General features: G+C 67.2%; 15 protein-coding genes and 2 pseudogenes. 4 read left to right on the top strand and 13 right to left on the bottom strand.

The window, feature by feature from the left end; translation table 11 throughout:
- Nucleotides 1-3: 3 nt before the first annotated feature.
- Nucleotides 4-435 carry a DUF7507 domain-containing protein gene (locus ABD481_RS21270; RefSeq protein WP_344667467.1) on the bottom strand — a complete coding sequence of 144 codons (432 nt, stop codon included), beginning with the start codon at nt 433-435 and terminating at the stop codon, nt 4-6.
- Nucleotides 436-609: 174 nt separating this feature from the next.
- Nucleotides 610-2,289 (bottom strand): DUF7507 domain-containing protein, encoded by a 1,680-nt coding sequence (locus ABD481_RS21275; RefSeq protein WP_344667468.1) that lies wholly within the window; start codon nt 2,287-2,289, stop codon nt 610-612.
- A 331-nt stretch (nt 2,290-2,620) separates the two neighbouring features.
- Between ABD481_RS21275 and ABD481_RS21280 the strand changes: the two are divergent.
- Nucleotides 2,621-3,603: pseudogene (locus ABD481_RS21280) on the top strand (transposase).
- Nucleotides 3,604-3,873: 270 nt separating this feature from the next.
- Here the strand turns inward: ABD481_RS21280 and ABD481_RS21285 are convergent.
- The 8 genes and pseudogenes from ABD481_RS21285 to ABD481_RS21320 form a co-directional block, all read right to left on the bottom strand.
- Entirely contained in the window at nt 3,874-4,716 is an 843-nt protein-coding gene (locus ABD481_RS21285; RefSeq protein ID WP_344667469.1) for a hypothetical protein, read from the bottom strand.
- A gap of 47 nt (nt 4,717-4,763) precedes the next feature.
- Entirely contained in the window at nt 4,764-4,961 is a 198-nt protein-coding gene (locus ABD481_RS21290) for a hypothetical protein (protein WP_344667470.1), read from the bottom strand.
- Between the two features lie 478 nt (nt 4,962-5,439).
- Complete coding sequence (locus ABD481_RS21295) at nt 5,440-5,691, bottom strand: transposase (RefSeq protein ID WP_344667471.1); 252 nt, start codon at nt 5,689-5,691, stop codon at nt 5,440-5,442.
- Nucleotides 5,676-6,446: a transposase gene (locus ABD481_RS21300; RefSeq protein WP_344667472.1), complete on the bottom strand. Its 771-nt coding sequence runs from the start codon at nt 6,444-6,446 to the stop codon at nt 5,676-5,678. Before ABD481_RS21300 ends, ABD481_RS21295 begins: the two co-directional genes overlap by 16 nt.
- Before the next feature lie 122 nt (nt 6,447-6,568).
- Nucleotides 6,569-8,038 (bottom strand): hypothetical protein, encoded by a 1,470-nt coding sequence (locus tag ABD481_RS21305; protein ID WP_344667473.1) that lies wholly within the window; start codon nt 8,036-8,038, stop codon nt 6,569-6,571.
- Nucleotides 8,039-8,125: 87 nt separating this feature from the next.
- Nucleotides 8,126-8,892, bottom strand: a pseudogene (locus ABD481_RS21310) (integrase core domain-containing protein).
- Between the two features lie 197 nt (nt 8,893-9,089).
- Nucleotides 9,090-9,563, bottom strand: a complete 474-nt coding sequence (locus ABD481_RS21315; protein ID WP_344667474.1) for a hypothetical protein — start codon at nt 9,561-9,563, stop codon at nt 9,090-9,092.
- A gap of 2 nt (nt 9,564-9,565) precedes the next feature.
- On the bottom strand, nt 9,566-19,285 hold the full coding sequence (locus ABD481_RS21320) for a LamG-like jellyroll fold domain-containing protein (protein ID WP_344667475.1): 9,720 nt from the start codon (nt 19,283-19,285) through the stop codon (nt 9,566-9,568).
- A 683-nt stretch (nt 19,286-19,968) separates the two neighbouring features.
- Here ABD481_RS21320 and ABD481_RS47415 point away from each other — a divergent pair.
- Nucleotides 19,969-20,367 (top strand): transposase, encoded by a 399-nt coding sequence (locus ABD481_RS47415; protein ID WP_425559243.1) that lies wholly within the window; start codon nt 19,969-19,971, stop codon nt 20,365-20,367.
- Here the strand turns inward: ABD481_RS47415 and ABD481_RS21325 are convergent.
- The 3 genes from ABD481_RS21325 to ABD481_RS21335 form a co-directional block, all read right to left on the bottom strand.
- Complete coding sequence (locus tag ABD481_RS21325; RefSeq protein WP_344667476.1) at nt 20,280-20,849, bottom strand: hypothetical protein; 570 nt, start codon at nt 20,847-20,849, stop codon at nt 20,280-20,282. The two genes, ABD481_RS47415 and ABD481_RS21325, sit on opposite strands and share 88 nt — an antisense overlap.
- A gap of 256 nt (nt 20,850-21,105) precedes the next feature.
- Nucleotides 21,106-21,393, bottom strand: coding sequence for a hypothetical protein (locus ABD481_RS21330; protein WP_344667477.1), 288 nt, complete (start codon nt 21,391-21,393; stop codon nt 21,106-21,108).
- A gap of 81 nt (nt 21,394-21,474) precedes the next feature.
- Nucleotides 21,475-22,038 (bottom strand): hypothetical protein, encoded by a 564-nt coding sequence (locus ABD481_RS21335; RefSeq protein ID WP_344667478.1) that lies wholly within the window; start codon nt 22,036-22,038, stop codon nt 21,475-21,477.
- Between the two features lie 790 nt (nt 22,039-22,828).
- Here ABD481_RS21335 and ABD481_RS21340 point away from each other — a divergent pair.
- Nucleotides 22,829-24,433: a YVTN family beta-propeller repeat protein gene (locus ABD481_RS21340; RefSeq protein ID WP_344667479.1), complete on the top strand. Its 1,605-nt coding sequence runs from the start codon at nt 22,829-22,831 to the stop codon at nt 24,431-24,433.
- Between the two features lie 275 nt (nt 24,434-24,708).
- Entirely contained in the window at nt 24,709-25,245 is a 537-nt protein-coding gene (locus tag ABD481_RS21345; RefSeq protein WP_344667480.1) for a hypothetical protein, read from the top strand.
- Nucleotides 25,246-25,427: the final 182 nt, after the last annotated feature.

A 25,427-nucleotide genomic window follows, 5' to 3' on the forward strand; every position in this document is an offset into this window, starting at 1 on the left:
GGACTACGAGATCACATCGCCGGCGTCGTTCACCGTCGCCGGCGTCGCCGACTTCGACACCGTCAACGACGGCGTGTGCTTGGCCGTCACCGTCGCGGACGACGGCGGACTGTCCACCGCGTCCCCGGTCGGCGAGGATCCGTGCGCCACCGCGGTATTCGCGATCTGACCAGCATCGACATCCGCCTGCGTGACGATGTACGAAGCGGTGCAGGTCGTCGACCCGCCCGGCGCCAACGTCGTCACCGGACAAGTGATCACCGGCGTGGAACCGGTGCCGGAGAACGCCGTGTCGGTCACCCCGAGGTCGGTGATGGTGACATGCCCGGGGTTGGACACCTCGAAGCTGTAGACCACGTGCTGGCCGGCGGCGGTCACCGTCGTCGGGTTCGCGGACTTCGTCACCGTCAGCTGCCCGGTCGGCTGCACCGTCACGTTCGTCGTACAAGGCAGCGCGGTAGCTGTTCCCCCACCGGCCGGAACGCAAGTCGACCCCAGAATCGTGGAGGAGAACGCATTGGCCAGTGTGACCGGCTGCGCACCTGGCGGTTCATCGGCGGTGACCGAATACGTGATGGTCGCCGAAGCTCCCGCGGCCAGCGGCCCCGATCAGGCAAGCGTCGAGCCGGTGACCGTGGCGGATCCGCTGCTCGCTTGGACGTCGTTGTCGTACGTCGCGCCGCTCAGCACGCCGCTCAGGTCATCGCTCGCGGTGGCCGGGTTCAGGGCGAAGGTGCTGTTGTTGGTCACGGTCAGCGTGTAGCCGACCTTGTCGCCGCGGTGCACCGTCGTCGGTGAAGCCGACTTCGACAGCTGCAACTGCGCGCTCGTCACGTCGACCTGGGCCGAGGACTGGTTCGAGGTCAGCGGCTCCGCGCTGACAGCCGATGTCGCTGTGGCCTGCGCGGTGTTCGTGTATGTCGGCCCGGCCAACGCGTCCGCCGCGGTGACCACGTGGCTGCCCGTACACACCATGGACGCGGTGGCCGATCCCGCTGTGCCGAGCGTCGTGGAGGGGCAGGAGATGTTCGACACCGACGGGTCGTCGACCGAGACCGTGTTCAGCGGGTCGGTTCCGGTGTTCGTGACCAGGAACTGGTAGTGGACCGTGTCGCCGACCTGGTAGCTGGACTGCTGATTCACGACGGTCTTGACCAGGTTCAACTCGTCGAGCGGGACCAACGACGACGCACTCATGTCACCGATCAGGTGGACGTCGTTGTAGAAGCCGGTCGACGCGGACAGCCCGAACTTATAGGTGGGCGGCGCCGCGGTCGTCATCTGGTGGGCGAACACGGTCTGGAAACCGGCACCGTCTCTGAAGTCGATTTCCACGGTCACCGTGGGGAACTCGTCCGGGGTCACGGTGACCCGCACCGTGCGCGCCGCCGCCGCCGGGCTCGTGCCGGCCGACCGCAGGCTCCCGGGCAGGGTCGACCTGAATTTGCTGGGCGCCGACGCGTCGGGCGTGATGGACGCGGCCAGGTAGCAGTACCCGTTCTGGCCGTTGCCCGGACCGCGCAGACCAACCGCGTTCGGCGTGAGCAGCGGCTGGACGACGACCGGCGACACGTCCGGCGGCTGGCACCCGGTCCCGCGCTGCTCGCTGTCGTTGGTGTAATTGCCATACGCGTCGAGGCCGACGCCGAGGTATCCGTCGACCACGCCCGGAGCGCCATTGTGCTGCGCGTAGCCGAGCGAGCCACCGAAGCCGCCCGCCGAAGTGAGGTTGGCCGAGCCGTCCACCAGGTAGAACCCGATACCGTCGGCACCGGTGTTTCCACCGTACTGGTACTGCGTGAAGCTGACCTGCAAACCCCCGTTGCCGGGCAGCGGACGGTTGTACAGCACACTGCCGAGGCCGTCATTGCTGCTGTCGGTCAGCTGCAGATACCCCGGGGTGACACCGGCCGGCGGCACGGGGCCGGCGCTCTCACCCGCCCCGCTGCACGGGCCGAGCCTCGACATCCCGCCCGGCGGAGTCGTGGAGGCACCGGTGAGGCAAGCATTGTTAAGCGGCACGAAGCCCGGGTCCGCGACAGTCGAGCCGGCGAAGTTCTCGGTCAGCAGCGGCGAGCCCGGCCCGGCCAGCACCTGCCGCGGCTTGGGAATCACCCGCCGGGCCACGACCGCGTGTCCGGACGCAGAGGCCGCGACCTTGTGCCCGGACGCAGGGGCCGCGACCGCGTGTCCTGACGAAGGGGCCGCGACGGCGCTGGACGCCGGTAGCAGGCCACTGAAACACGTGAGAGCACACGCCACCAGGACCCGAGCAACGATCTTCGCCATGGCGCGAGGGTACCGATCCGCATTCGCCCCGGGTGGCCAGGCGCTCCGGGAGCGCCGCAGACAAGCACCGGGAAGGCCAACAGTATGTCTATATCCTTATTGAAGCGTCCTCGCTGGCGCGGCGACCTGCACTTTCAGTGCATCGGCGCTGACCTATTTGACCGAGGGTCAAGTGCGGCAGTACCCGGCGCGATACACCTACGGCCACGGCAGGGACGAACGCCGCATGATCCCCGGCTGCCCCTATCCACGACGCGTGTCTGACCGCAGGCTAGTGCCGTAGCAGGCAACATTCGCCCTGTCGGTGTGGTGAGTGCCGCCGGCAGGGTGGATGTATCGGACTTGGGCGACGGCGGAGCGGGTTCAGGTTCGGGAGATCGATGACGATGAAGGTCGTCGGCTGCTGCGGATAGTGCGGCGTGGCACGGGGTCGGTGGTGACCTGGCGGCGGGCGCAGATGGTGCTGCTGTCAGCGCAGAAGATGCCGGTGGCGAGGATCGCCGAGGTCACGTTCACCAGCGAGGACCGGGTGCGTGATGTCATCCACAACTTCAACACCGACGGCTTCAACTGGCTGTACCCGAAGTATGCCGGCGGCCGTCCGCGCACGTTCGATCTGCCTGAACGCCGGGAGATCAAGAAGATCGCGAAGTCCAGGCCGGTCGAGCACGGCCTGCCGTTCTCGACCTGGAGCCTGTCCGAGCTCGCGGACTTTCTGGTCGCCGAGGGGGTGGTCGTGTTCTGCCTGGACGAGTTCGGGCCGTTGAACCTGATGCCGCACCCCGGCCGGCACTGGGCGGTGATCGGCGGCAAGCACAAAGACCCCGACCGGGATCCGCGTCCCCGACGCCGGGCCACCTACAACCGCAACGACGGCGTCCGGCACCTGTTCGCCGCCTACGACCTGACCCGCGACCATCTGTTCGGGCACGTCAAACGCCGCAAGAACCGCACCCTGTTCCTGGAGTCCTGCGCTGCCTGCGCACCCTCTACCCGCCGGAGATGCGGATCGCGATGGTCTGCGACAACTTCTCCCCGCACCTGACCACCAAGCGCTGCCGCCGGGTGGCGGGCTGGGCCCAGGCCAGCAACGTCGAGATCGCCTACACCCCGGCCAACTCCTCGTGGCTCAACCGCATCGAAGCCCAGTTCACCGCGCTACGCTACTTCGCCCTGGACGGGACGGATCATGCCAGCCACAAGGAACAGGCCAGCATGATCCGCCGCTACATCATCTGGCGGAACCGACACGCAGACGATCTCCGCCTCCGCCACATCGTCGCCAAGGCAAACGCCAAGGCAAACGTTGCCTGATGCGGCACTAACATCCTGCGGGGCGCTGAGAATTGAGCGTTCGGACTGCAAAGTCCGGACAGCGGCAGCTGGCATGACCACCGCCCCGGCGGGCCCCGATCCAGCAAGGACAGCGCCGATCATCAGGAGCGCAACGCCCACGATCTGACGTCTGGCCATCGGAACCCCCGCTTAAGACAGCAAATCAGACCACTGCGACAGTTTCAGTGTGGTCGCGCTCTGTCAACGGAGTAAGCCACTACGTCGCGAACCAGGCCCGCCTCACCCCAGCTATGCAGGGTCGACGATCATCGCGCCGAAGTCGGATCTCGCTTGGGCAAGGGTGGACTCGCTAGGACCGTGCGGCCCGTACCAGCCCTCGACGTCTGCCGCTTCGACGAGGTACCTCCCTGGGCAGAGCTCCTCGACCTGCCATGCCGACAGATCGGCCGCTCGGTCGAGGTGCCGCTGAGTCAGCAGCTGGATGCCGCAGGCGTCCGGCACCTGGCTGCTCCAGATCGGGTCATTGCGGCGAAACAACGGAGGAGTCAAGCTGCCCAACGCCGGCCAGCGCGACTCCAGAGCGAGCCAATCGAGCACCCGGCGCTGAGTCCCGAGGACGAATCCGAGGCGAGTGACTGCCGGGTCAGCAGTCAACATCTCACGCACGCGTTCAAGCTGTGCCGCTAGAACCGGATCTGCATTGTACAACTGGCACACGAGCTGGCCGTTGCGTGAAACTGTCGCGTGTGCCGCCCGGCCGGCATCAGCATCAGCGCTGCTCACGTAAGCGTTGGCATCGACATGCAAGCCCCGCAGCATGTACCGGGCAGCGCCGTCCACAGCCACCCGCTGGTTGAGGCCCCGGCTATCGACATTCAAGTCGCCACCGGTTTCATTGACCCAGTTCGCTGCCTGCCGACACCAGTCGAGTGCACTACCGCTCACAACCACGTCCGCCGCCAGCCCGGCGCCGCCCGAGACCAGTTCCTCGTCCAGCGCGATAAAGGCAGCCGGGAACGGGTGCACAGGCCGAAGCGATGACCACGGCGAGCGAACGCCCACCACGGGTCGGATAACGCCGCTGGACTCCCGCGATTCCAGCTCCCGAGCAAACACGGTCAGCCACCTCACAGGAGCATCCTCAGTGAAGGGACGCTTCAGCAGCACCGAGGCCCCGTCTACTGAGACGGCCGTTCTCCGAAGATGTCCTTCACCGCGACGTTGGAGACACTGACCGCCTCGCTCATCACGTCGACGAACGCCAGGTCCTCGGGATCATCAGGAACAAACTCCACCTGCATTTCCTCGAAATCGACCTCCTCCCACCGGCGCACAACGGCCTGAAAGTCGACCTGAACGGGTCGGGGACCCGACATGGGTTGTCTCCAGCTTTTGAATAGCGAACCAGTGACCAGCCTCGTGATGCTGTGTAAGAACTCTGACAGCAGACGCCGCTGCGCCGCGAGCCCCTCAGGGGATGCTTGTTTTCGGATCGTCCAAGGGGGTCGCTCCACCGACCCCCTCCGCGGATCAGGGCAACACCCACCTCATCGCGATTTTGAAAGACCACAGGTCAACGACTTGCGCAATGCTGGAAACATGGACCGATCTGCATGGAGCCCCGCCGGGGGCACAGAGCGAGTCGGGTCAACCATGTCAGTGAACTGTCGTTTCATTGAAGCCGAACCTCATTAGTCCACACACCCTGACGGCCTGTTACCTAGATGGTCCAGGATTGATCCACGGTGCATTCCAGTTGCATCCCGCAACTGGGCCACAAGGGCCTGATCAAGGTCGATTTTCTGTAGCGGTTTGAAGTGGATCTGGATCTGGCCCATTCCGTGATCGAACTGGTCACGGGGCCAGCCGGACGCGCTTGCGAAGTAGATCGAAGTTCGCACGGCCATACATTTGCCGCTGATAGACCTTCAGTCGGTTCACGGCGCCTTCGACGGCGCCGGAATTGTGCTCAAGTGTGAGGCCGTTGAGGACGGCGTCGTGGTCGTGACGGGGTCCGTTGACGAAGGTCTTCAGGTGCGGCAGGTCGCTGGCCTCGACCTCGGTCATCCACGCTGCGAGGTTCTGTCCTTTCAGCTCGGTGAGCATGTGCGCGAAGCGTCCGACGAGCTCGGCGACGGCGTCCAGTTCCGGCCAGGCGGCCTTGACCTGCTTGACTTGGTCGTCTCGTCTTCGTCGAGGTTGTCGGGGTGGGTCAGCAGCCAGGTCGTAGCCTCGCCGATCTTCGGTGCCGCGGGCCTGGCCGGCGGGGCGATGCCGACCTCGCGGAACGGTCTCAGATAGTCCCGCAGCGTCCCGTAGGCAGCCTTGCAGCCCAACTCGCCGATCTCGGTCCAGGTCTGCCGGACGTTCGTGACACCGGCGTTGAACCGCTCGTGGATAGAAGGCTTGTACTCGTCCAGCAGGCTCGACTTGCCGGTGCGCGTGATGACGAGCAACTCCTCGACGGTCTCAGCTTTGTCGTAGCGGGCGACGGTGGCCTTGGCCAGCCCGGTGGCGCGCTTGATCCGCCGCATCCCCATCCCGGCGGCCTTCAGCTCATGGACCTCGGCGAGCATCCGCCTGATGCGCCGGGCGATCACCGTGTCGTCCACCCGCCGCTCGGCTGCGACAGCAGTGAGCTGTTCGGGGCCGGGGCGCTGCGCCCAGACCTGCTGAGCTTCAGCCAGTGCGTCGTCCGCGGCCTGCCGCAGGCAGCCGTGGTGCGCGGTGACGGTCTTCTTCACGTGCTCGCCGAGGTTCTTCCACAGACGGAACCGGTCAGCGACCTGAAGCGCCTCGGGTGCTCCGCGCCGGGCGCCGTCGGCGTAGGCGCCGCCGCGATCTCGGCATACGACCGTCACGCCGGGATGCGCCTGGAGCCAAACCTTACTAAAGCGCCTTCAACTTGAACTGGCATCGGTTCGCCGTCTTGCGTCCGTCTTCGGGGCCGGTTCATGGGCGCTTTGAGGCAGCGGCCTGCCTCTTAGAGGCCCGCCAGGGCCAGCAGCCGTTCCATATGTTCGACGGGCAGGAACGGTGAGGCGCCGGCAGCCTCCGCAACGTGCTCTGATGAGTCTGCGAGGAGCCGGAGCAGGGCTGGGAGCGGAAGGTTGCGGTGGCCCGCGACGGTGCGACGCGCACGGTCTGCGGGGTCGCAGGCCAGCTTCTCGGCGAGGTCCGAAGGCAGGTCCGGATCGCGGGGCGCGAAGGAGCGCAGCCTGGGTTCAGGGTCGGTGGCGAAGCGGCGCAGGACTTCTTGGGGGAACGTCAAGACCTCCTGCATGTCCCACCAGAACGTGAACTTGTCCCGTCTGCGGTAACGACGCTCGATGCTCTCAGCGGTGGCTGGATCGACCAGGTGCGGGGCGGTGTGAGCCATGGTGAGGCGAACCATCTCCTGCTCGTCGTCGAGCAGCCGGGCGACCGCGTCGGCGGGAAGGGATTTGTTGCGTGCCGCGGAGGCTCGGAAGCTGACATAGGGCGAGTCGATATGCGGTAGCGGATCAGCAGTGACCCAGTCCAGGCGCAGGATCCGCAGTTCCATGGGGGCGAAGGTGTCCTCGACCCAGCGTAGAAAGGTTTCGTCGTCGTCGACGTCCGAGTCGGCGGTCGAACGCGACGGGTCATGGATCGAGGCGTGGATCTGTGCCCGCACGTGATCGGGCGTGTCGGGCCGGGCGAACACCTTCACCCGAACACCCATGGCCGGATCGACGGCGAGGACGTCGCGGACCGAGGGTGGCAGGTCGGGATGCCGGGCGAGTTCGGCACGCACCTCGCTGGCCGGATCCTCGGCGAGCTGCCGCAGCATGTCCGCGTCGAGAACAGCGTGGATCACCGCGCCTGCTCGGGTCACCGGATCCGCCAAGAGCGCCGGCATCAGATCCGCGGGTGGTATCGGGTGGGGCACGTGCGCGAAGTAGGTCGAACAGGCTGCGGCACGGACTGTGGGCTCGGGATCGGTCAGCAGGATCCGCCGGACCTGTTCGGGCGCTTGGGTCCAGTGCTTCGCCAATTCGGCGCGGATCGCCGGGTCAGGATCGGCGGCGAGGCGGGCCCGCAGGTCGGGCGGTATGTCACTGCCTTGGGCCAGATACTCGCGGACTCGCAGATCGGGGTCGGCGATGAGCTGCTCCAGCATCGCCCTCGGCGCGGTCGCGGCCTGGATGACGAGCGCTGCCCGCACCCCCTTGTCTCGGTGTGCGGCGAGTTGGATGCGGAAGCGGTCCGGGAGCACCTTGTTGAGCGCCAAGCTATGCAGGAGCCAGTGGTCGTCGAGCTCGATGATCTCGGCGATCATGTCGTCGGTGAGGTCCGGGCGTCCTGCTACCTTCCCCATTCCCCGCCGCCATGCGAACAGGCGCCGGACCATCGCCGCCGGCAGGGCGGGGTTCGTCGCCAGACCGTCCATCACTTTGCCGAGGTGGACCGGGGGCGGGGCGTCAGCGTCCATGGGGTCAGGATGCCAGGCGAGCTTCCATATACTGCCTGTGGGGTTCCAAAACGCTGTCCATGGTCTGACCTGCGACTTCGGGATCAGCTACGAGGCCCTGTGGTACTCGTTGGTCAGTCCGCCGAGGACTGGTTCGCGGCGTATCCGCTGAGCGGGGAACGGGATGACGTTCGGGTCGTCGGCGGGTGCGCGAAGGCCGAGGCTACGGTGGGGCCGGCCGGTGTTGTAGTGCTGGACGTAGCGGTTCAGGACAGCCCGCAGATGACGTTCACCGAAGACCAGCATCCGGTCGGTGCATTCAGTCCGGGTGGTCAGCACAAATCGTTCGGCATAGGCGTTGGTTCGCAGGCACTACGGGCGCGCTGTGACCCCGAGGATGCGGACGCTGCGGGTTCCGACCTCCATGACGAAGAAGACATAGAACCGCCGCAACGTCACCGCGCAGTCCACGTGAAAGAAATCCGTGGCCAGCATTGTGCCGGCTTGGCCACGCAGGAACTTCCGCCAGGACACGTCATTGATGCGCTTCGGAGCTGGCGGGATCCGATGCGCGCGGAGTACCCGGCGGATCGGGGAAGCGCCGACCCGGCGGCCCAGTCGGCGCAGCTCGCCCTGGATCCGCGTATAACCCCAGCCCGGATCCTCCTAGCCATCCGCACGATCACAGCGACGAGATCGTCGGGGATCGGCGGACGCCCCGACAGACGAGGCTGGCGCCACCTGCGGCAGAGCAACACCGCATTCTCCTGACGCAGCACCAAGAGCTCCACGTCCCTCCACGCGGAAGATCGGGCGAGCAGAGCCAACCAACCGACAACACGGATGAGGATCAAATACAGCAACCGAAACCACACGATCGACAACCATCCCGGCTACTCCCCTGCCACCGGCAACACCCCCGGTCAGCAGCTATACGCTAGTTATGGAACTCGACAGGGCCGCCGACCCCACCGGAGGAGGGATCGGCCACGGCGCCGCCTCGATGTCCTGTGCACTGACAGCGTCAATGCTCGATCGCAAACAACCCGCGCGCCGTGTCGGCAAGCTCAGATCACTCTCCCGCTGATGGTCGCTCCCGCTTCAGCGCGCTCTGAACCGCCGCTTCCATGGCCCGGTCCCATCCTGCCTGCTGCTCCGGGTCGAGGTCGAGGCTGGGATATGTGTAGAGGTGTGCATGGGCGAGGCTGACGACTTGTGCCGGCGAGGCGTCCGGCAGTCGTTCGAAGTCAGCCCGGTCAAGGTCCAGCGTGAACTTCCACGTCGCGTCGTCATTCATCTTGATCATGACCAGGCAGCGGAGGACGTTGCGGCCTTCCGAGCCGTAGATGGTCATGAAGATGCTCTTGATCTCGTCGCGGTTTCGGCGCAGCCAGTCGGGACGTCCCTCTGCGCTCCATCGCGGATTCGAGACGGCTGCCTCGGTCAAGCGGTCCAGATCCGTGGTCGCCAACACCTTGATATCACTGCGGAACATGCGGCCACCCGCCACTTCGCGGGGCCACTGGAACCGGTTACGCCAGCGCATTCCTAGCCCTCTCGTTTCACATAGTGGATGAAGATCTCAGTGTCCCACGTGATGATGTCGCTCTTTCCGGCTATTGCTCGGGCGAGAAGCTGCGCCATCCGGTGGTTGCCCTGTCCGAGTTCGTCGGTCACATCCGGGTTCGTCGCGATGAACTGCTTGTCCTTCGGATGGAACACCGACGCCAACAAGTCCTCGTCCGAAAGGGCGGTCGCACCCTCCGCCTTCGAGGCCATGGCGCTGTTCCCGTGCCGCATTGTCTTCAATGTCTCGACGGTGGCGTTGGCTTCCGGGGCGGCGCCGTTGAGCGACTTTGCCAGGGCACGGTTGGCCGACCAGACCTCCATGGGCATGCCCATCATCCTGCGGAGCAGAGCCTGGTTGCTCGCCCAGTTGCGAGCGCCCTCCATGGCCTGGTTGAAGCCCGACCTTCCGCCGCTGCCCGCCCAGCTTCCGCCGGCCTGGGGCACGTCGGAGGGGCCGCCGAGCCCGCCGGAGGAGGGATCGGCCGCGGTGTCGTGGACGGCCACCCCGGCCGCGGACTCCTCAGCGCCGGAGGAGACAACCGGGGCGGCGTTGTCGGCCACGGTGTAGCCGGCGCTGGAGAGGTTCTCGGCCAGGGACGGGGTGGTCTCGGTGGGCAGGCTCGAGGCCGGCACTGTGCTGTCTGCGGCGTGGCGGGCCTGGGCCGCGGCAACGTCGGGACCTTCGTTGCTCGCGGCTTGGGTGGCGCGGCCCGCGGGCGAGGCCAGCCAGCGCTGATGGGCCTCTTCGGCGGCCTTCTTCGCGGCCGCCTCCTCGGCCTTGCGCTTGGCCTCCGCCGCGGCGGCTTCGGCAGCCTTCTTGGCTGCTACGACCTCGGCGTCCCTGGCTGCGGCCTCCGCGGCCGCCTTTTCAGTAGCGTGTTTCGCCGCCGCCTTCGCAGCGGCTTGTTCGGCCGCCTTGGTGGCGGCGTCCACTTCGAGTTGGTGCTCGGCGTCCTGGGCGACGGCGTCGACCACCTGCTCGGCTGTTATCTCGGCGTCGACCTCGAGCGATTCGCGCAGCAGCCGCCACACCGCTCCGCCGGCCCGGCCCAGGCCGTAAGCGGCCAGGCCCGCCGCACCACCGGCCAGCGCGGCCTTGACCGCGCCTTCCAGGGTGCATTTGTGGCCTGCGGCGCAGTCCATGGCGAACGCGGCTTCCTCGGACAGCGCACCGCCGAGCGCCTGGCCGAACGGGCCCATCGCAGCGGTGGCGCCGAAGATCGCGCCGGTGACGGCGCCCTTGGCGACCTTCTTGCCGAACTCGCTCCACGACCATTTGACGTTGTCGTCGGTCGCCCAGCTGATCGTGTAGCTGATGCCGCCGATCACCGCACCGGCGACCGCGCCGATCAGGGCGCCGATGCAGACCCAGCAGTGGCCGCTCGGGTCGGTGGTGTCCAGCGGATCCTGCGAGCCGTAGGCGTAGCGGTTCGCGTCGCTGTCGCCCGCGGTGTCGCGGCTGGTGAAGGCCCCGGTGGCCGGGTCGAACCAGCGGGCGGCCATGTTGACCTTGCCGCTGTCCGGGTCCGTCCACTCGGATTGGAAGCCCACCGACGGCTGCGTCCCGCTGCTCGCGAGCTTCTTGCCGAACGGGTCGTACGCCGTCGAGCCGGTCAGCGTGCTGCCGGTCGCGGTGAACGTCGCCACCAGGTCGGTGTGCCGATCGGTCAGCGCGAAGGCCGCCGTGCCGGCGGCACCGGTCTTGACGCCGACCACGCCGCCGCTCGGATCGCGGCTGTACAGCGAGGTACCGTCGGAGGCGATGGTGTTGCCCGTCCCGCTGTATGCCAGATGCGTGGCGCCGCTGGTGACGAGCCGGTCCAGGCCGTCGTAGACGTTGGTCGTGGAACCATCGGTGATCAGCCGGTCGAACGCGTCGTAGGTGCTGGCGGACGTGGTGCCGCCGACCGTCTGCGACGACCGCGTCCCGCGCGCGGTATAGGTGTAGCTCGTGCTGCCGGCGTTCAGCAGCCGGTCACGGGCATCGAACGTCGCGGTGACGCCGCCGGCCGACGTCCGGTTGCCCGAGGCGTCGTATCCGTAGCCGGTGACGGTGGCGCCGTTGTTCCAGCTGGTCAGCCGACCGTTGTAGTCGTACGTATAGGTGTTGGCCGCAGCCCCGGCGGTGCCGGTCGTGGTCTTGGATGTCAGGTGCCCGATGGTGTCGTAGCCGTACCCGATCGACGCCTCAACCGCTCCGGCCGGGTTCTTCAGCGTGTCCGCGGTGATCCGGTGGAGACCGTCGTAGTCCAGCTTCCGGGTGGCGCCGCCGGTGCCGTAGTTGACACTGGTCAGCTCGCCGACCGTGTCGTAGCCCAACGCCGCCTGCGTTCCGGTGAGCGGCTCGTTCAGCGTCTTGAGGCGCCCGTCGGCGTCGTACTGGTACGTCGCCGTCCCCGAGGCGTCGGTGCGCGAGAGCATCTGGCCGTCACCGTCGTACTGGAACGAGGACGTGCCCGACGGCCCCGCCGTCGAGGTCAGGTCGCCGCGATCGTCGTACCCGAAGGTGTCGTCGCCGCCCGGTGCCGCGACGGACAGCAGTCGGCCGGCCAGGTCGTACTTGTAGGTGTGCGCCGCGGTGGCGGCCTCAGCGCCAGTGCCGGTCTCCCCGGTCAGTCGACCCAGCGCGTCGTACGACTCGGTCCGCTTCACACCGCCCGGCTCTGCCAGGATCGTGGGCCGCCGGTTCGCGTCGTACGTGGTCGTCCAGGTCCGATCGGCCGCGTTCGGGAACGCCGACGTCGCCGGCTCGATCCCGGATTCCGGGAGCCCCCAGCCGTTGTACGTGGTGATGAAGTTCGCGCCCCGCCCGTCAGTGAACCGGGTCTGGTTACCCGCGGCGTCATAGCCGAACGTCTTGATGATCGACGTGGTGTCGGTGACCGGCTCGACCTGCTGGGTGATCCGGTTCAGCGCGTCGAAGGACCGCGTCCACACCGCCCCGTTCGGATCGGTCTGCCCGATCTGGTTGCCCGCGGAGTCGTAGGCGACCCTGGTCGTGCTCAGCACCGTGCCGTGGGAGTCCAGCAGGCTGGTCGCGTACTGCTGGCCGTCCGGCCCGTAGCTCGCGGTCTTGGCCGTGCCGTCCGGCGCGGTGACCGACAGCGGCAGGGACAGGTAGTTGTAGGCGGTCTTCGTCGTGTTCAGCGCCGGGTCGGTCCGCGACGTCAAGCGGTTCCCGGCGTCATAGACGGCGGTCGTCTTGTTCTGCAGCGGGTCAGTGATGCTCACCGGGTTCCCGGCGTCGTCGTACCCGTACTGCGTGGTGAACGCGCCCGCCGGGCTCCGTTCCACCGACGTCGAGGTGGCTATCCGCCCCAGGTCGTCATACGTGGCCTGGACCTGGGCGCCGGTCGGATCGATGGCGCTGAGCTGCTCGCCGTCCAGGTCGTACGTGTAGTGCCAAACCCCTGCCGCGGCCGCCCCGGCGACCAGCGGGTCCGTCGTCGTGGCCAGGCGCCCCAGCTGGTCGTAGCGGTAGGAGGTGACGTTGTTCAGCCCGTCGGTGACCGTCTTGACCTGCCCGAGGGCGGTGTACGCGGTCACCGTCTGCGCGTTCAGCGCGGCACCGGCGCCGGGCGGGATGTACCCCGCGTCCTGGCGCGTGATCTGGCGGCCCAGCTGGTCGTAGCCGGTGACCGAGGTACGGCCGTCCGGATCGCGGTGCTCGACCAGGTCGCCGTAGGTGTCGAAGCCTTCGACCGTGGTCGGTCGCACCGTGGTGGCCGGGTTGCCGCCGGTCTCCGCCGACACCGGCGGAGCAACGGTCTTCACCAACCGCCCCGCCTCGTCATAGACGTAGTCGGTGGTGTACGCGGACGCTGTGGCGCCGGCGTCGTTGCCCCGCGGGCTGACCGACGTCAACGGCAGGCCGCGCGCGTCCAGCGTCCAGGTCGTGGCTTCCACGATGTTCCCGAGCAGACCGCCGTGCAACGTCTGCGACACGGTCCGCCCGAGCGGATCGTAGGTCGCGTCCGTGATGCTGCTGTTGGCGGTCGTGGGATTCAGAACCGACTGGTCGTGCCGGGCGATCCGGGTGTGGTTCCCATCGGCGTCATCCGTGAACTCGGTGACCAGGCCAGTGCCGTCCAGCGTGGAGACGAGGCGGCCGGAGTCGTCGTACGTGTACTGCATCGAGTTCTTGCCGCCGCCCTTGACCGCCGAGAGCACCCGCCCTGCGGAGTCATAGGTGAAGTCGGCCATGTCGACCGTGCGGGTGGTCCCGTCGGCGTTGTGGAAACCGTCGAAGGTCTCCTGCACGACCCGCCCGTCGTCGAAGTAGCGGTAGTGGTGGGTACGACCCATCGCGTCAGTGGACGTCGCCAGCCGACCCGCCGGGTCATAGGCGTAGGAGGCGATGACGACGTCGCGCGGCGCGGTCTGGCTCACCGGATCGCCGGTGTACCCGGTCAGCGTCGTGCTCCAATGCTGACCGGTGGGACCGTAGGCTGCCGTGAAGACGTTGCCACCGCTGTCGGTCATCGAGGTGACGTTGCCGAACAGGTCGTAGGCGGTGTACTTGGTGACGTTGCTGACGGCGTCGGTCACTGTTGCGACGTGGTTGTGAGCATCGTACGTCGCTGTGCTCATCCGAGGCGCGTCTCCTCCGGCGTCCCCGCCGCCGGAGTCGTAGATCTGCTCACCGGTGATGTTGCCGTCCACATCGTAGGACGTCCAGTGATTGCCGATATGGGTCAGCCCACTGACCTGGTCGGTCGTCGTCGGATCGGCAACCAGCCAGATCCGGTTCTGCCCGTCGTACGTGGTACGGGTGGTCAGGCCTCCCGCCGGGCCGGTCGGCCAGGTCACGGTCCGGACGGTGGAGCGGCCCAGCACGTCGTAGGTGTAGGAGGTGACCAGCCCCGTGGCGTCGGTGACCTGACATAGGTCACCGTTCGCGTAGTAGGTGTACGAGGTCTTCGCCCCGCCCGGCGTCGTGGTGCTCGCGAGCAGGCCCCCTGGGGCCGTCCCGCTGGCGCAGGAGGACGTGCTGCCCGCCACCGTGTAAGTGCTGCGCGTCGTGCGGCCATTGGGGAACGCGCTCGAGGACGGAGCGGCGGTCGTCAGCAGGTCGCCGGCCGCGTCATAGGTGTACGAGGTCTTCGCCCCGGCCGCGTCGGTCTGACTGTCGCGCAGGCCGAACCGCGGATCGGTGATCGCCAAAGAGTTGACATCGCCGACGTACGCAGCCGTCGACGTCTGGCAGGACGACGGTGAGGCACAAGTCGTCGTCGACACCGGATTGCCGTTCTCGTCGAACGAGTACGAGGTGCTGTGCCCGTCCGGATCGCTGATGACGTTCAGGTAACCGCGGTCGTCGTACTGGTAGGCCGAGAAGCCGCCGAGCTGGTCGGTGCGGGAGGTGATGCGCCCGCCGTTGCCCGGATCGTAGGTGTAGGTGACCTTGTTGTTCGCCGGGTCGGTCACGGCGACCGTGGTCTCCAGCGTGGTCTGATCCGCCAGGCTGACGGCGGACCAGCGCAGATAAGGGTCGATGTGGTCACCGCCGGCACCGTAGATCGACACCTGCCCTATCAAGCCGTTGAAGTAGCCACGGGCGTTGGACGGCGCGGACGGCAGCGACGGGGCGACGTATCCGGCGCCGACGTACACGTAGTTCTGAACGACCGGAACGGTCGCGTACTCGAGGGTGTCCTCGACCTTCGCCCCGTCCTCGTACAGCGTGGCGAACCCACCGGTGGTGTCGTAGCTGAAGATGACGTCATGCCACCTGTTGTCGTTCGACACCTTGCCGATCAGCGGGTGGCTGCCCGACCCCGGGACGTTCGCGTGCACCTTGCCGTCGGCGCCCACGTAGAGCAGCGGTGTGGCGTTGGCGGGACTCTGGACGTCGGTCAGGCCCCGATCCTGCATCGCGATCAGCGTGCCGGCGCTCGACGTCTGGAAACCGATCTCGACCGTGATCCGGCCCTGGCCCGGAATCTCGCCCGTGGGCAGCTGCACGTAGGAGTTCGAACCGTTGAAGGAAGCCGCGCTGTCACCACTGAGATAGATCGACCCGTACGCACCCCACTGAACGTTGGACACAGCAGCGTTCCGGGCCACCGTGTCCTGATACACGGCCGAGTGGGCAACGGTTCCGGACGCCTCGTTGAGGCGAAAGTAGTCGATCGGGTGGCTGCCGAGGACCTGGTCCGCGTAGGAGATCTTCGGCCGCGACACGGACGGCTTGCCAGGCTTCCACGTTCCGCCGTTCTGGTCGGTCAAGGTGCCGACCCGGTCCTGGCCCGTGGCGTAGCCGATCGTCGCATACGACTTGCCGGACGGCAAGGTGATGGAAGTCAGCTGCTTAGCCGCCGGGAAGCGTGGAGAGTTCGTGTCATAGTGGTTGATGATGTCCGGATACGTCAGGCTTCGACTGAAGTATGCGAAGTTCGAGATCTCACCACGGAAGTACCACGCCTGCGCGGTGGCCGGCGCGGAGGCGTAGGTGGGCCGGATCCATCCCGCTCCCACCACCCGCGTGTAGGCCGTGGGCGCGGTCACGGCCGGGACGGCGGAGTCACATTGCAGGCCGTCGAGATACAGCGCCTGGTCGCCGGTCTCGGCGACCAGAGCGATGTGGTGCCATTTCCCATCAGTGACGACGGTGTGGCTATCCATCTGTATCTGGGAGCTCCCGGCCTCCGTGAACGCCCCGTGCACATGCCCGTCCTGGCCGATGTACAACGCGGGATTAACGGTGTCGCCGCTCCCGAAAGTGCTGGTGACACCGCCGCCCTGGTCGGCGAACAGCACACCGCCGGGGGTCGTCGTCTTGAACCAGAGCTCGACGGTCGCCAGACTGCTGCCTCCGCCCAACGCGTTGGGCGCCGTCACGTAGGAACTCGTCCCATTGAAAGCCAACCCGGTGTCCGAGTCGTTCCCGGACAGAACGTCACTGGTGGTGGCGACGTTGATGGCTCTCGCCTGCGACAGCGACAGCGTGTTCTGCGAAACCTCGTCGGACAGGACGGTGTTCGTCGGCGTGACCGCATCAGCGAGCCGCAGATAGCTGTCAGGGTTGGCGTCGAGCAGTTCCGAGCGCAAGTGCGAGCCGGCCGTGTAACCGTATCCGGTACACGCCGTGGTCGAGGTCGGCGGGCACACCTTGACGAGATCGTCTTGGTTGTAGCTGTAGGTCCAGGTCAGCGCCGACGACGGCGTCCCGGAGACGAGCGGGTCGGTCGACACCGAAGACACATGAGAATTGCCCCTGCTCGACTGCACCCACGTGAAATGCAGGGCACGGTGCGACACCGACGAGGTGACGGTGCTGAACGTGCCCCCCTCGTCGTACGCCAGCGTGATCGCGCGGCCCTGCACATCCGCCACGGCACTGAGCTTGCCGTCAGCTCCGAACGAGAAGCGAGATCCGTCTTTGTCGACCAGAGTGAAAGTACCCGAGCCGTCGGACGCTTTGGTCAGAGTTGCCTGCCGGCCCGGCGGAGTGCTGAAGGAGCCGTTCGGATTGAGCCCGAAAACCACGCCCTGGCCGTTCGGATACCGCACCTGGACCGATCCGCTTGACAGCGTCTTGACATTGGCGTCGAACACGCTCGACCAGCCCTCACCGAACAGCGCGTCGGTACGCGAGTCGAGGCTGTTGTAAGTGCGCTGGACCTGCAGACTCGGACCGACAGTGGGGACCACGGCGTCCGTCGCGGACGTGGTGTAGTTACCGGTGTAAGAGTCAGCCCCGTAGGTATCGGCGCCGCCGCCGCCCAGGTGCGACAAGATCGTCGGCTGCGGGATCCGGACCGAGTTCCTGACCGTCTCCGACTGCCCGCTGGTCACACCGTTGCTCTGAGTCGCCTTGACGTACCAGGTGAAGGAGTCGCCCCACCCCAGCACACCTGCCGGGACCGTCCATACGGAGTTCGCGCTCAAGGGACTGGTATATCCGTAAGGCCACTGCGGCGAATAGAGCGTGAACCGGTACTGCAGGTTGGTGTCAGGCCACTGATCCGGGTCGTGCGCCGAAGCGGTGAGTGTCGGCGTCAGAGTCGAGAAAACGTAGCCGTAGCCCGGATACAGACGGTCGACGACCGGGGCGACGTCGTTCACCGTCACCGCGAGGCACCCGGCGGGGTTGGTGGCCGAGTCGGCGGAATACCAGTTGCCCGCCGGATCGATCATGTCCCAGCAGACCGTGTAGTCGGCCGGCGCAAGCGCCCCGATGATGCCGGTCACGGCGACGGATCCATTGGGCGGCACGGTCGCGGGGATCTGCGTCGTGGCCCCGGCAATGCCGAGGTCGGCGCCGTTGTGGTCATAGACGTGGTAGCCGAGCCGATCCCCGCTGGTCGGACTCCACGTGGCCGAACCGTGGTTGGTCACCGTGACCGTGACGGCACCGCTCTGCACATTGGTGATCGGCGGGTCGATGACGACCGGGGTGGCGTCGACATAGGTCGCCGAGTACGGCGTGTAATTGATGTCGAGCCACGGGAGATTCTGGCTGCCGGTAACCGAGGCGAATATCTTGAAACCCTGTGTGTCCGCGGTCTCGGCGGTCAGCCCGATCCCGCAGGAGGATACCGACTGGCCGTGGGTGCAGCCGTTCAAGAAGTCCGGGGTCAGCGCCAGCGATATCCAGCCCTGGCCGGTGGCACCGTAGTTTCCGATCGGGCCGCCGAGGCTGGGCCCGGGCCACGCCGCGAGGGTGGCGACGTTCCATGAGCTGGTGATCGGCGAGGCGACGACCGGTGTGGCCGAGACGGCGGAGGTCTGGTACAAGTGCAGGGCGGCGCTGGTGACCCAGGCGTTCTGCAGACTGCTCGCCAAGTTGCTGAACGCCAGGAACGAGTTATAGGTCTTCCCGGTGCCGTCGTTGCCCACCATCATCGTGCTGTTCGACGAATGGTTCTTGTTGCTGAAGTTGTCGACATAGGTTGCGGACGTGGCGTTGACCGGGGCGTTGATGGTGGGGTCGACCGACACCGGGAACACCCGTGCCGGATCGTCCAGCCAAGCGCGGTCGGCGGTCACCCGCAAGGCGGTGCCGCCGTCGAGGGTCACCAGCGAATAGGTGACAGCGGTGCTGTACGACTTGGCGGTCGGCGTCTTCGCGGAGTCCTGCATCGTGCCAGGCGGCACCAGAGCCCTGATGGTTCCTGACGCATCGGTGAAAGCGACGCTGCCGTCGGCGTCGATCGTCGGCGTCAGCCCCACTGCGTGGATCGGGAAGGTCCAGCTGTTGCCGGCGCCGCGCGACCGCAGCACCAACGTCTCCTTGAGAGAGCTCGCACCGGCGGTCACCGTAATGTCGGTTTGCGGGAAGACCCCGGCGAAGGTCGCCGACGATCCGTCGACCGCGGCCGGCACGGTCGCGGCCCCGCTGAGCGCAAAGTCGACGCGGTGCGCGTCGTCGATGGTAAAGCTCTCGAAAGCCGGGCTGTCCGAGGAGCCGGCCACCTCGGCCCGCATCGCGACGGTACTCGGCGCCAACTGCCCCTTCGCGTCCCGCTTCAGCGTCGTGTCGACGTCCGCCCAGGACCCGTCTGCCTGACGCACGTGGACCGGCTGCGAATATTGGCGCAGAGTGAACGAACCGTCGGGGTTCCGGAAGGTGGTGGACGTCTCCGTCCGCTGGGCGACGACCTCGGTGCTCTTGGCCGCGTCGAACCGACTCCGACCATCGGCCTGCTTCTGGTTGGACTTCGCTGCGGAACGCTTCGCCCCACTCGGCGCGTCCACGACGGCACCGGTCTCGGCCGGCCCCGAGGGATGCGTCGTGGTCGGAGGCCCGACCGGGTCGGCCGCCTTGTGCGTATCAGGCTTCTTACCGCCCCCCTTAGCAACCGTGGCACCCTGGGGCGCCGCAGTCGCAACCGTGTCGACGGTATGGGTAAGTCCCGCAGCGGAGCCGGAGCGTTGCACCGGCGCACTCGACGTGTTGCGATCACCCGCGGCGAAGGCCGACACAGTCGAAGGCCCGCCCTGCAGCACCGCTGTGGTCACCATCGAGGCGACAACAAGAACCGCCAAACGACGCGTCCACACAGGCTTCCGCTTCACACACCTGGCCACCGACGAGCTCCTCAACAGTCTGGTACAGACTCGATCTTGGGGATCCTTCAGCCGTTGAGCGTCCATGGCATGAATCCCGAACGGCACACGGGTTAGCAACGACCGAAGCGTGCGCTGGGCTCTCGGTGATGCGCGTGCCGGTTCGAAATGCGGCTACGGGGTCTGATCCGGTGATTTAGGCGGACGCTTCATATTCACAGGTCAAGCCTCCGAGAGAGCACTGTCGCGGGCCCCAGCGAATCTCATCGCAGCCTGTCGCAGCCCGCGCCGCAAATAGCCAGGCAAGCGGCTCGTCGCATAGCTGGCTATTTATACTGCCGCGTGAGGTTGGGGATGCGGCTGGCTGGTGGTTGGCCTCCCAGCGTGGTGGTCACTGGCGGGATCATCGTGAGGTGATTGACGCGATCGCGTGGAGGTACCGGACTGGTCTGCCGTGGATGGACATCCCTGAACGATTCGGCTCGTGGAAGGGTGTGTACACGCGGCTGCGGAACTGGGCGATCGATAGCACGTGGGCACAGGTGTTCACGGCGTTGGTGGCCGAGGCCGACGCTGAGGGGGACTCAGACTGGTTGGTGTCGGTGGATTCCACAATCGTGCGGGCGCATCAACAGGTGGCAGGAGCGCGCAAAAAGGGGGCATCCCCGGCGAGTTTGCCTGGTCAGCCGGTGACTTCGAAGATGATGGTGCCGTTCTGGCTGGCTAGTCCGCCGGGCAGAAGGCACAACAGGGGGTTGACGAGGGGGTAGCTCCAGCTGATGACGGCGATGTCGCCGGTGAATTCCCCTGCAGTGATGGTGCCGGTGCCGAGGGTCTGGGTGATGCCGGCGGTGTTGGTCGTGGTGTAGGTCACGCCGCTGATGGTGGAGGTCTGCCCGTTGTTCCAGTGGGGGACCAGTGTGTTGCCGGCGGCGTACTGCACGCTGTTACAGGAGGCGTTCGGGATCGGGTAGGTGTAGGGGCTGGTGGGGAGTCCGGTGATGGTGGGGTCGGTGGAGGTGCAGGACGTGAAGGTGTCGGTCTCAGCCAAGGTGACGGTCTGTGAGGTGAGGGTCAGGCCGGGGCTGTAGCTGACGCTGGAGGTGCCGGTGCAGGTGGTCGCGTCGACCGCGTGAGCGGCCGGGACGGGAAGCAAGGTGCATCCCGCGGCCAGCAGGATTGCCGCCGCCGATCGGCGCGCCGCCTGGGTTCGTGCTGGCCGCTTCGTGTCCTGGTGTCGAGCCGTGTCCATTTGTCGTTCTCCTTGGCTTGTTGGTGCTCAGACGCCGGTGATGTCGCTGATGCGGGTGCCGTCTTAGCTGGTCAGGCCGCCAGGGCCAGGCAGTCCAGGGAACTGGGCGGCAGGTGGCCCAGGGGAAGACGGCGGTGTCGCCGGTGAACTCGCCGGAGGTGACGGTCCCGGTGCCGACGAATCGCTGGATTCGCCCACGATGGTGGCCTCGGTCTCGGTGAAGGAGCCGGAGATGTACCCGCTGGTGCTGGTGCCGTCAGTGGACGTGCACGAGGTGTAGGAGTTGGTCTCGGTGGGTCGCGGTCTGCGGGGTGTAGGTCAGGCCGAGGCTGTGGGCGAGGTCGCTGGTGCCGGTACAGGTGCAGGTGAAGGTGAAGGTGAAGGGGTCGACCGCGGCGTGCGCGGCTTCGGCGGGAAACAGGGTGTTGCATGCGGAGGCCAGGGCGGCAGCCGAACTGGCCGCTAGGCGGCGGGCCGATCGGGTGCGGGACGCGGTGGCGTGCCGGATGCCGGCCATCGCGAAGTCCTTCGTGCGGTGGCGCACCGACGAGTCTGAGGCTCGTGCTGCGCGGTCAGTTGCCGCCGCCGGTGAAGTCCAGCGGTTGCAGGGTTCGCTCTGCCAGGGTCACGCGCCGCTGATTTGGACGAGGACTGTGCCGTTCAGGGTAGTGAGGCCGCCGGTGCTGAGGCACGCCAGAGGATTGACGATGTAGGTCCAGTTGATGACGGCTGCGGCGCCGTTGAACTCGCCGGCGATGACGGTGCCGGTGGCGGTGTCCTGCAGGATGCCGTCGGTGATGGTCTCTTCGCCGACCAGGCCGTTGAGGGTGGAGGTCTGGCCGTTGTTCCAGTGCATAACCAGTTCGCCGGTGTTGGTGGCGGCTGAGATGTCGTCGCAGGTCGCGCCTGCGATGGGGTAGCTGTAGGTGAGGGTGTCGGCGCTAGTGAGGGTGGTATCGGTGGAGGTGCAGGTGCCGATGGTGTCGTTCTCGGTAAAGGTGACGTTCCGCGGGGTGAGTTTGAGGCCAGGGCTGTAGGTGAGCTGGCTAGTGCCGGTGCAAGTGGTAGAACTCGCGGCGTGTGCGGTCGGGAGCGGCAGCAGCCAGGCGGCGGCGAGCACGACCGCTGCGGTGGCCGACCGGCCGACGGGCGCGGGCAGACGGCGGAGCGGGCGCGGGGTGCGACTCATCGGCAGGTTCCGTTTCGGGACGCGGATACGGCTGGGTGGTCGGGTCGGCCGGGACTCGCGTACGGCTCTCGGTCACCGAGGCGGTGGCCGCAGCGAGGCCGCCTGCTTGTGCGGTGATGACGAGCAGAGCGCGAAGGCGGGTGAAGCCCCATTTCCGAGCTGTGGGGGAAGCCTCGGTGATTTGGGTACCGCGGGGCATCATTGCAAGCCGGCGACGTCCGGACAAGTCAGTATTCTTATTTGCTTGGTTGCGCGCGGTGTGCGCCAGGCGCTCCCGCGGTACGGGCCCAGCAGCGCGCGTGGGATTGCTTGAGGCACAGGGCGTCTCATCCATGGTGATCGCCAGGCATTCGCCCTGTTCGCAGCGCACCCGACAGGCAATCCACCTGATCAACACCATGCAAGGTCTCATGAAATGCCCAGTGGCGCCGGGGCGACTGGCGGGGAGCCGGGCCTCGTTCACTTTGTCAGCCGCCTTGAACGGTTACAGTCCGCCACGTAATCGCTACTGGACGCTGCGTGGTCGCGACGTGATACTCACGAAGTGACGTGAGCCCCTTGGGGAGGTCTTGAGTCGCCGAACCGCACGGGGTGCACCGGTCTGAGGCCGGTCTCTGCTGGGCGGGCCCGGCCGACTGGGGGTCACAGTTCTAGCCGCCTGTGCGCTAAGCCCATCACCGGCCCGCGCGCGGGTGTCGTATGCACCGCAGCGCCTCGGGCAGCGCCTTGCCAAGCCATGGCGTCGTGGCCCGGAGCGCCTGCTGCATCCTTATCAGGGAGGGGACTTACCGTGTTATCCCACCATGCCCTCGCGGCACCGCCACGCCGGCGGGACCGTGCCCGGCGCGGGCTGGCGACGCTCGCCAGCGGCGCACTGCTCAGCACTATGACCGTGCTCGGCATGACGACGGCCGCCGCTCCGGCGCACGCGGCCGCCGGCGTCACCGAGCTGCTCGTGGTCAACAGCGTCCCTGGCAACATCGCGGTGGTCGACACCGCGACGAACGCGATCACCGGCACCATCTACGGCGGCAACTCCTCGGTCGGGTTGGCCGTCAGCCCGTCGGGCAAGACCGCCTACCTCACCGGCTACGCCAACGACGAGGTCGTGGTGATCGACACCGCGACGAACATGCCCATCGGCAGGGTGCACTCCGCCCGTGCACCATGGGGCGTGGCAGTCAACCCGTCCGGCGCCACCGTGTACGTCACCAACCTTTTCAGCAACACCGTCTCGGTGATCAACACCGCGACCTACACCATCACCGCCACCATCGGCGTCGGGTCATCGCCGGAGTCCGTGGCGTTCAGCCCCTCCGGCGCCACCGCCTACGTCACCAACCTCAACAGCAACACCGTGTCGGTGATCAACACCGCGACCAACACCGTCACCGCCACCATCGGCGTCGGCACCCACCCGGTTGGGGTCACCATCAGCCCGACCGGCAGCACCGCCTACGTCGCCAACAGCGGCTCCGCCAGCATCTCGGTGATCGACACCGCCACCAACACCGTCACCGGCACCATCGGCGTCGGTGCCGGCCCCAGCGGGATCACCCTCAGCCCCTCCGGCAGCACCGTCTACGTCGCCAACAAATCGAGCGGCGCGATCTCGGTGATCGACACCGCGACGAGCACCGCCACCGCCACCATCCTGGACAGTGGCGGCCCGACCGAGGTGGTGGTCAACCCCGACAACGGCACCGTCTACGTCTCCAACCAGTACGCCAACACCGTCTCGGTGATCGACCCCGCGACGAACACCATCACCAGCACCATCACCGGGTTCGACAACCCGTACGGGATGGCCTTCGCCAAACTGGCCTCGCCGCCGACCGTGACCAGCACCAGCCCCAACAACGGCCCGGTTGCCGGCGGCACCTCGGTCACCCTGACCGGCACCGGGTTCACCGGCGCCACCGCCGTCAGCTTCGGCTCCACAGCCGCCTCGTCGTTCACCGTGGTGTCCGACACCCAGATCACCGCCACCGCCCCGGCCTCCACCACCACCGGAGCCGTGGACATCACCGTGACCAACACCGCAGGCACCAGTGCCACCGGGACCGGCGACCGCTACACCTACACTCCAGACTCCACCGCGCTTGACGCCGGACCGCTGCTGTTCTCCCTCTCCGGCGGCCTGACCATCACCCTGCACCCGCAAGCCACCCTCACCGACACCACCACCGGACAGCCCCTGGCCGGGCAGCCCGTCACCTTCACCGTCGGCGATGACGTGGTGTGCACCGCCACCACCGACGCCCACGGCATCGCAGCCTGCTACGGCCCCTGCCCCCTGACCTCGATCCTGCTCCACGGCTCCTACACAGCCGCCTTCGCCGGAACCCCCACCCTGGCCCCGGCCACCGCACACGGCAGCCTGATCAAGCTCTGACACGGAAGGTCCGGCTGTTCGAGGCACGCAAATCACCTGGCCTCGGCAGGCCGATCCTGGCCGCGTCCGGAATCGACTCGACCGTCTGGACGGGAACGGCTCCTATCGGTGCCGACCCCGCGGTGCTCCACGCGCGACAGGCCGTCGAGCTGAGCGAGTCCGACTCGGCCCCACCGTGACCGGTTCCCGTCCCATCCGCCATCCGCCATCCGCCGACCATCCACCGTGATCAAGGCTGGACGAGCCACGGCCCGCCAGCCGGAAATGGAGCACGCATGCGTATCCGACCAGTTCTGGCAGCGTCATTCAGTGTCGCCATCCTCGCCGCCACCTCGTTGACGGCCGCCGCGCCCGCTTCTGCGAGCACCCTCGACGTCACCTGCGCCGGCAGCGCGAACGCCACCTACTCCCCCGCGTTGACCGCGACTTCCCAGACGGTCACCACGTCGCGCAGCTTCGACTACGAACCCTGCGTGTCCACCAGCGTCCCGGCACTGACCTCCGGCGGTGTCTCCTTCTCCTACACGGCACCCGGCTTCTCCTGCCTGGATCTGCTCGGCAGCGGAACGGTCCACAAGACCATCACCTGGAACACCGGACAGACCTCGGCCATCACGGGCCAGCGCGTCTCCAGCGTCGCCGGCGCCACCACCACCACGGTCATCACCGGTCAGGTGACGGCCGGGCTGTTCGCCGGGGACTCCGTGGTCGACACGGAGGTCGGTCCGGCGACCTCGATCCTCACCTGCGATCTCGGCCTCGGGACCGTTCCCGGGCTCACGACCACGCTGCTCCTGGAGATCACCTCCTGAGCTGCCAGCTGTCCCGCTCGGGCGGGATTCGGCTGATTGCGAGGCACTGTTTCAGCCGCATGCGCGCCAGGCCCCGTCGCGGGACTGCGCGCCAGTACGCGGGACCGCGCGCCAGTACCGAACGCACCGCGGCGCGCCGGGCACGTCCTACCGGGCCGTGCCGTCGAAACCCGGAGCACCAC

The organism is Catenulispora yoronensis (assembly GCF_039531695.1).
In the GTDB taxonomy this organism is placed as follows: domain Bacteria; phylum Actinomycetota; class Actinomycetes; order Streptomycetales; family Catenulisporaceae; genus Catenulispora; species Catenulispora yoronensis.

What these genes read in the sequence shown, in the direction of transcription:
- ABD481_RS21275 (WP_344667468.1), bottom strand. Translation starts at nt 2,289, where the DNA reads ATGGCGAAGATCGTTGCTCGGGTCCTGGTGGCGTGTGCTCTCACGTGT.
- ABD481_RS21290 (WP_344667470.1), bottom strand. Translation starts at nt 4,961, where the DNA reads ATGTCGGGTCCCCGACCCGTTCAGGTCGACTTTCAGGCCGTTGTGCGC.
- ABD481_RS21295 (WP_344667471.1), bottom strand. Translation starts at nt 5,691, where the DNA reads ATGCTCACCGAGCTGAAAGGACAGAACCTCGCAGCGTGGATGACCGAG.
- ABD481_RS21305 (WP_344667473.1), bottom strand. Translation starts at nt 8,038, where the DNA reads ATGGACGCTGACGCCCCGCCCCCGGTCCACCTCGGCAAAGTGATGGAC.
- ABD481_RS21315 (WP_344667474.1), bottom strand. Translation starts at nt 9,563, where the DNA reads ATGCGCTGGCGTAACCGGTTCCAGTGGCCCCGCGAAGTGGCGGGTGGC.
- ABD481_RS21325 (WP_344667476.1), bottom strand. Translation starts at nt 20,849, where the DNA reads ATGGACACGGCTCGACACCAGGACACGAAGCGGCCAGCACGAACCCAG.
- ABD481_RS21335 (WP_344667478.1), bottom strand. Translation starts at nt 22,038, where the DNA reads ATGAGTCGCACCCCGCGCCCGCTCCGCCGTCTGCCCGCGCCCGTCGGC.
- ABD481_RS21345 (WP_344667480.1), top strand. Translation starts at nt 24,709, where the DNA reads ATGCGTATCCGACCAGTTCTGGCAGCGTCATTCAGTGTCGCCATCCTC.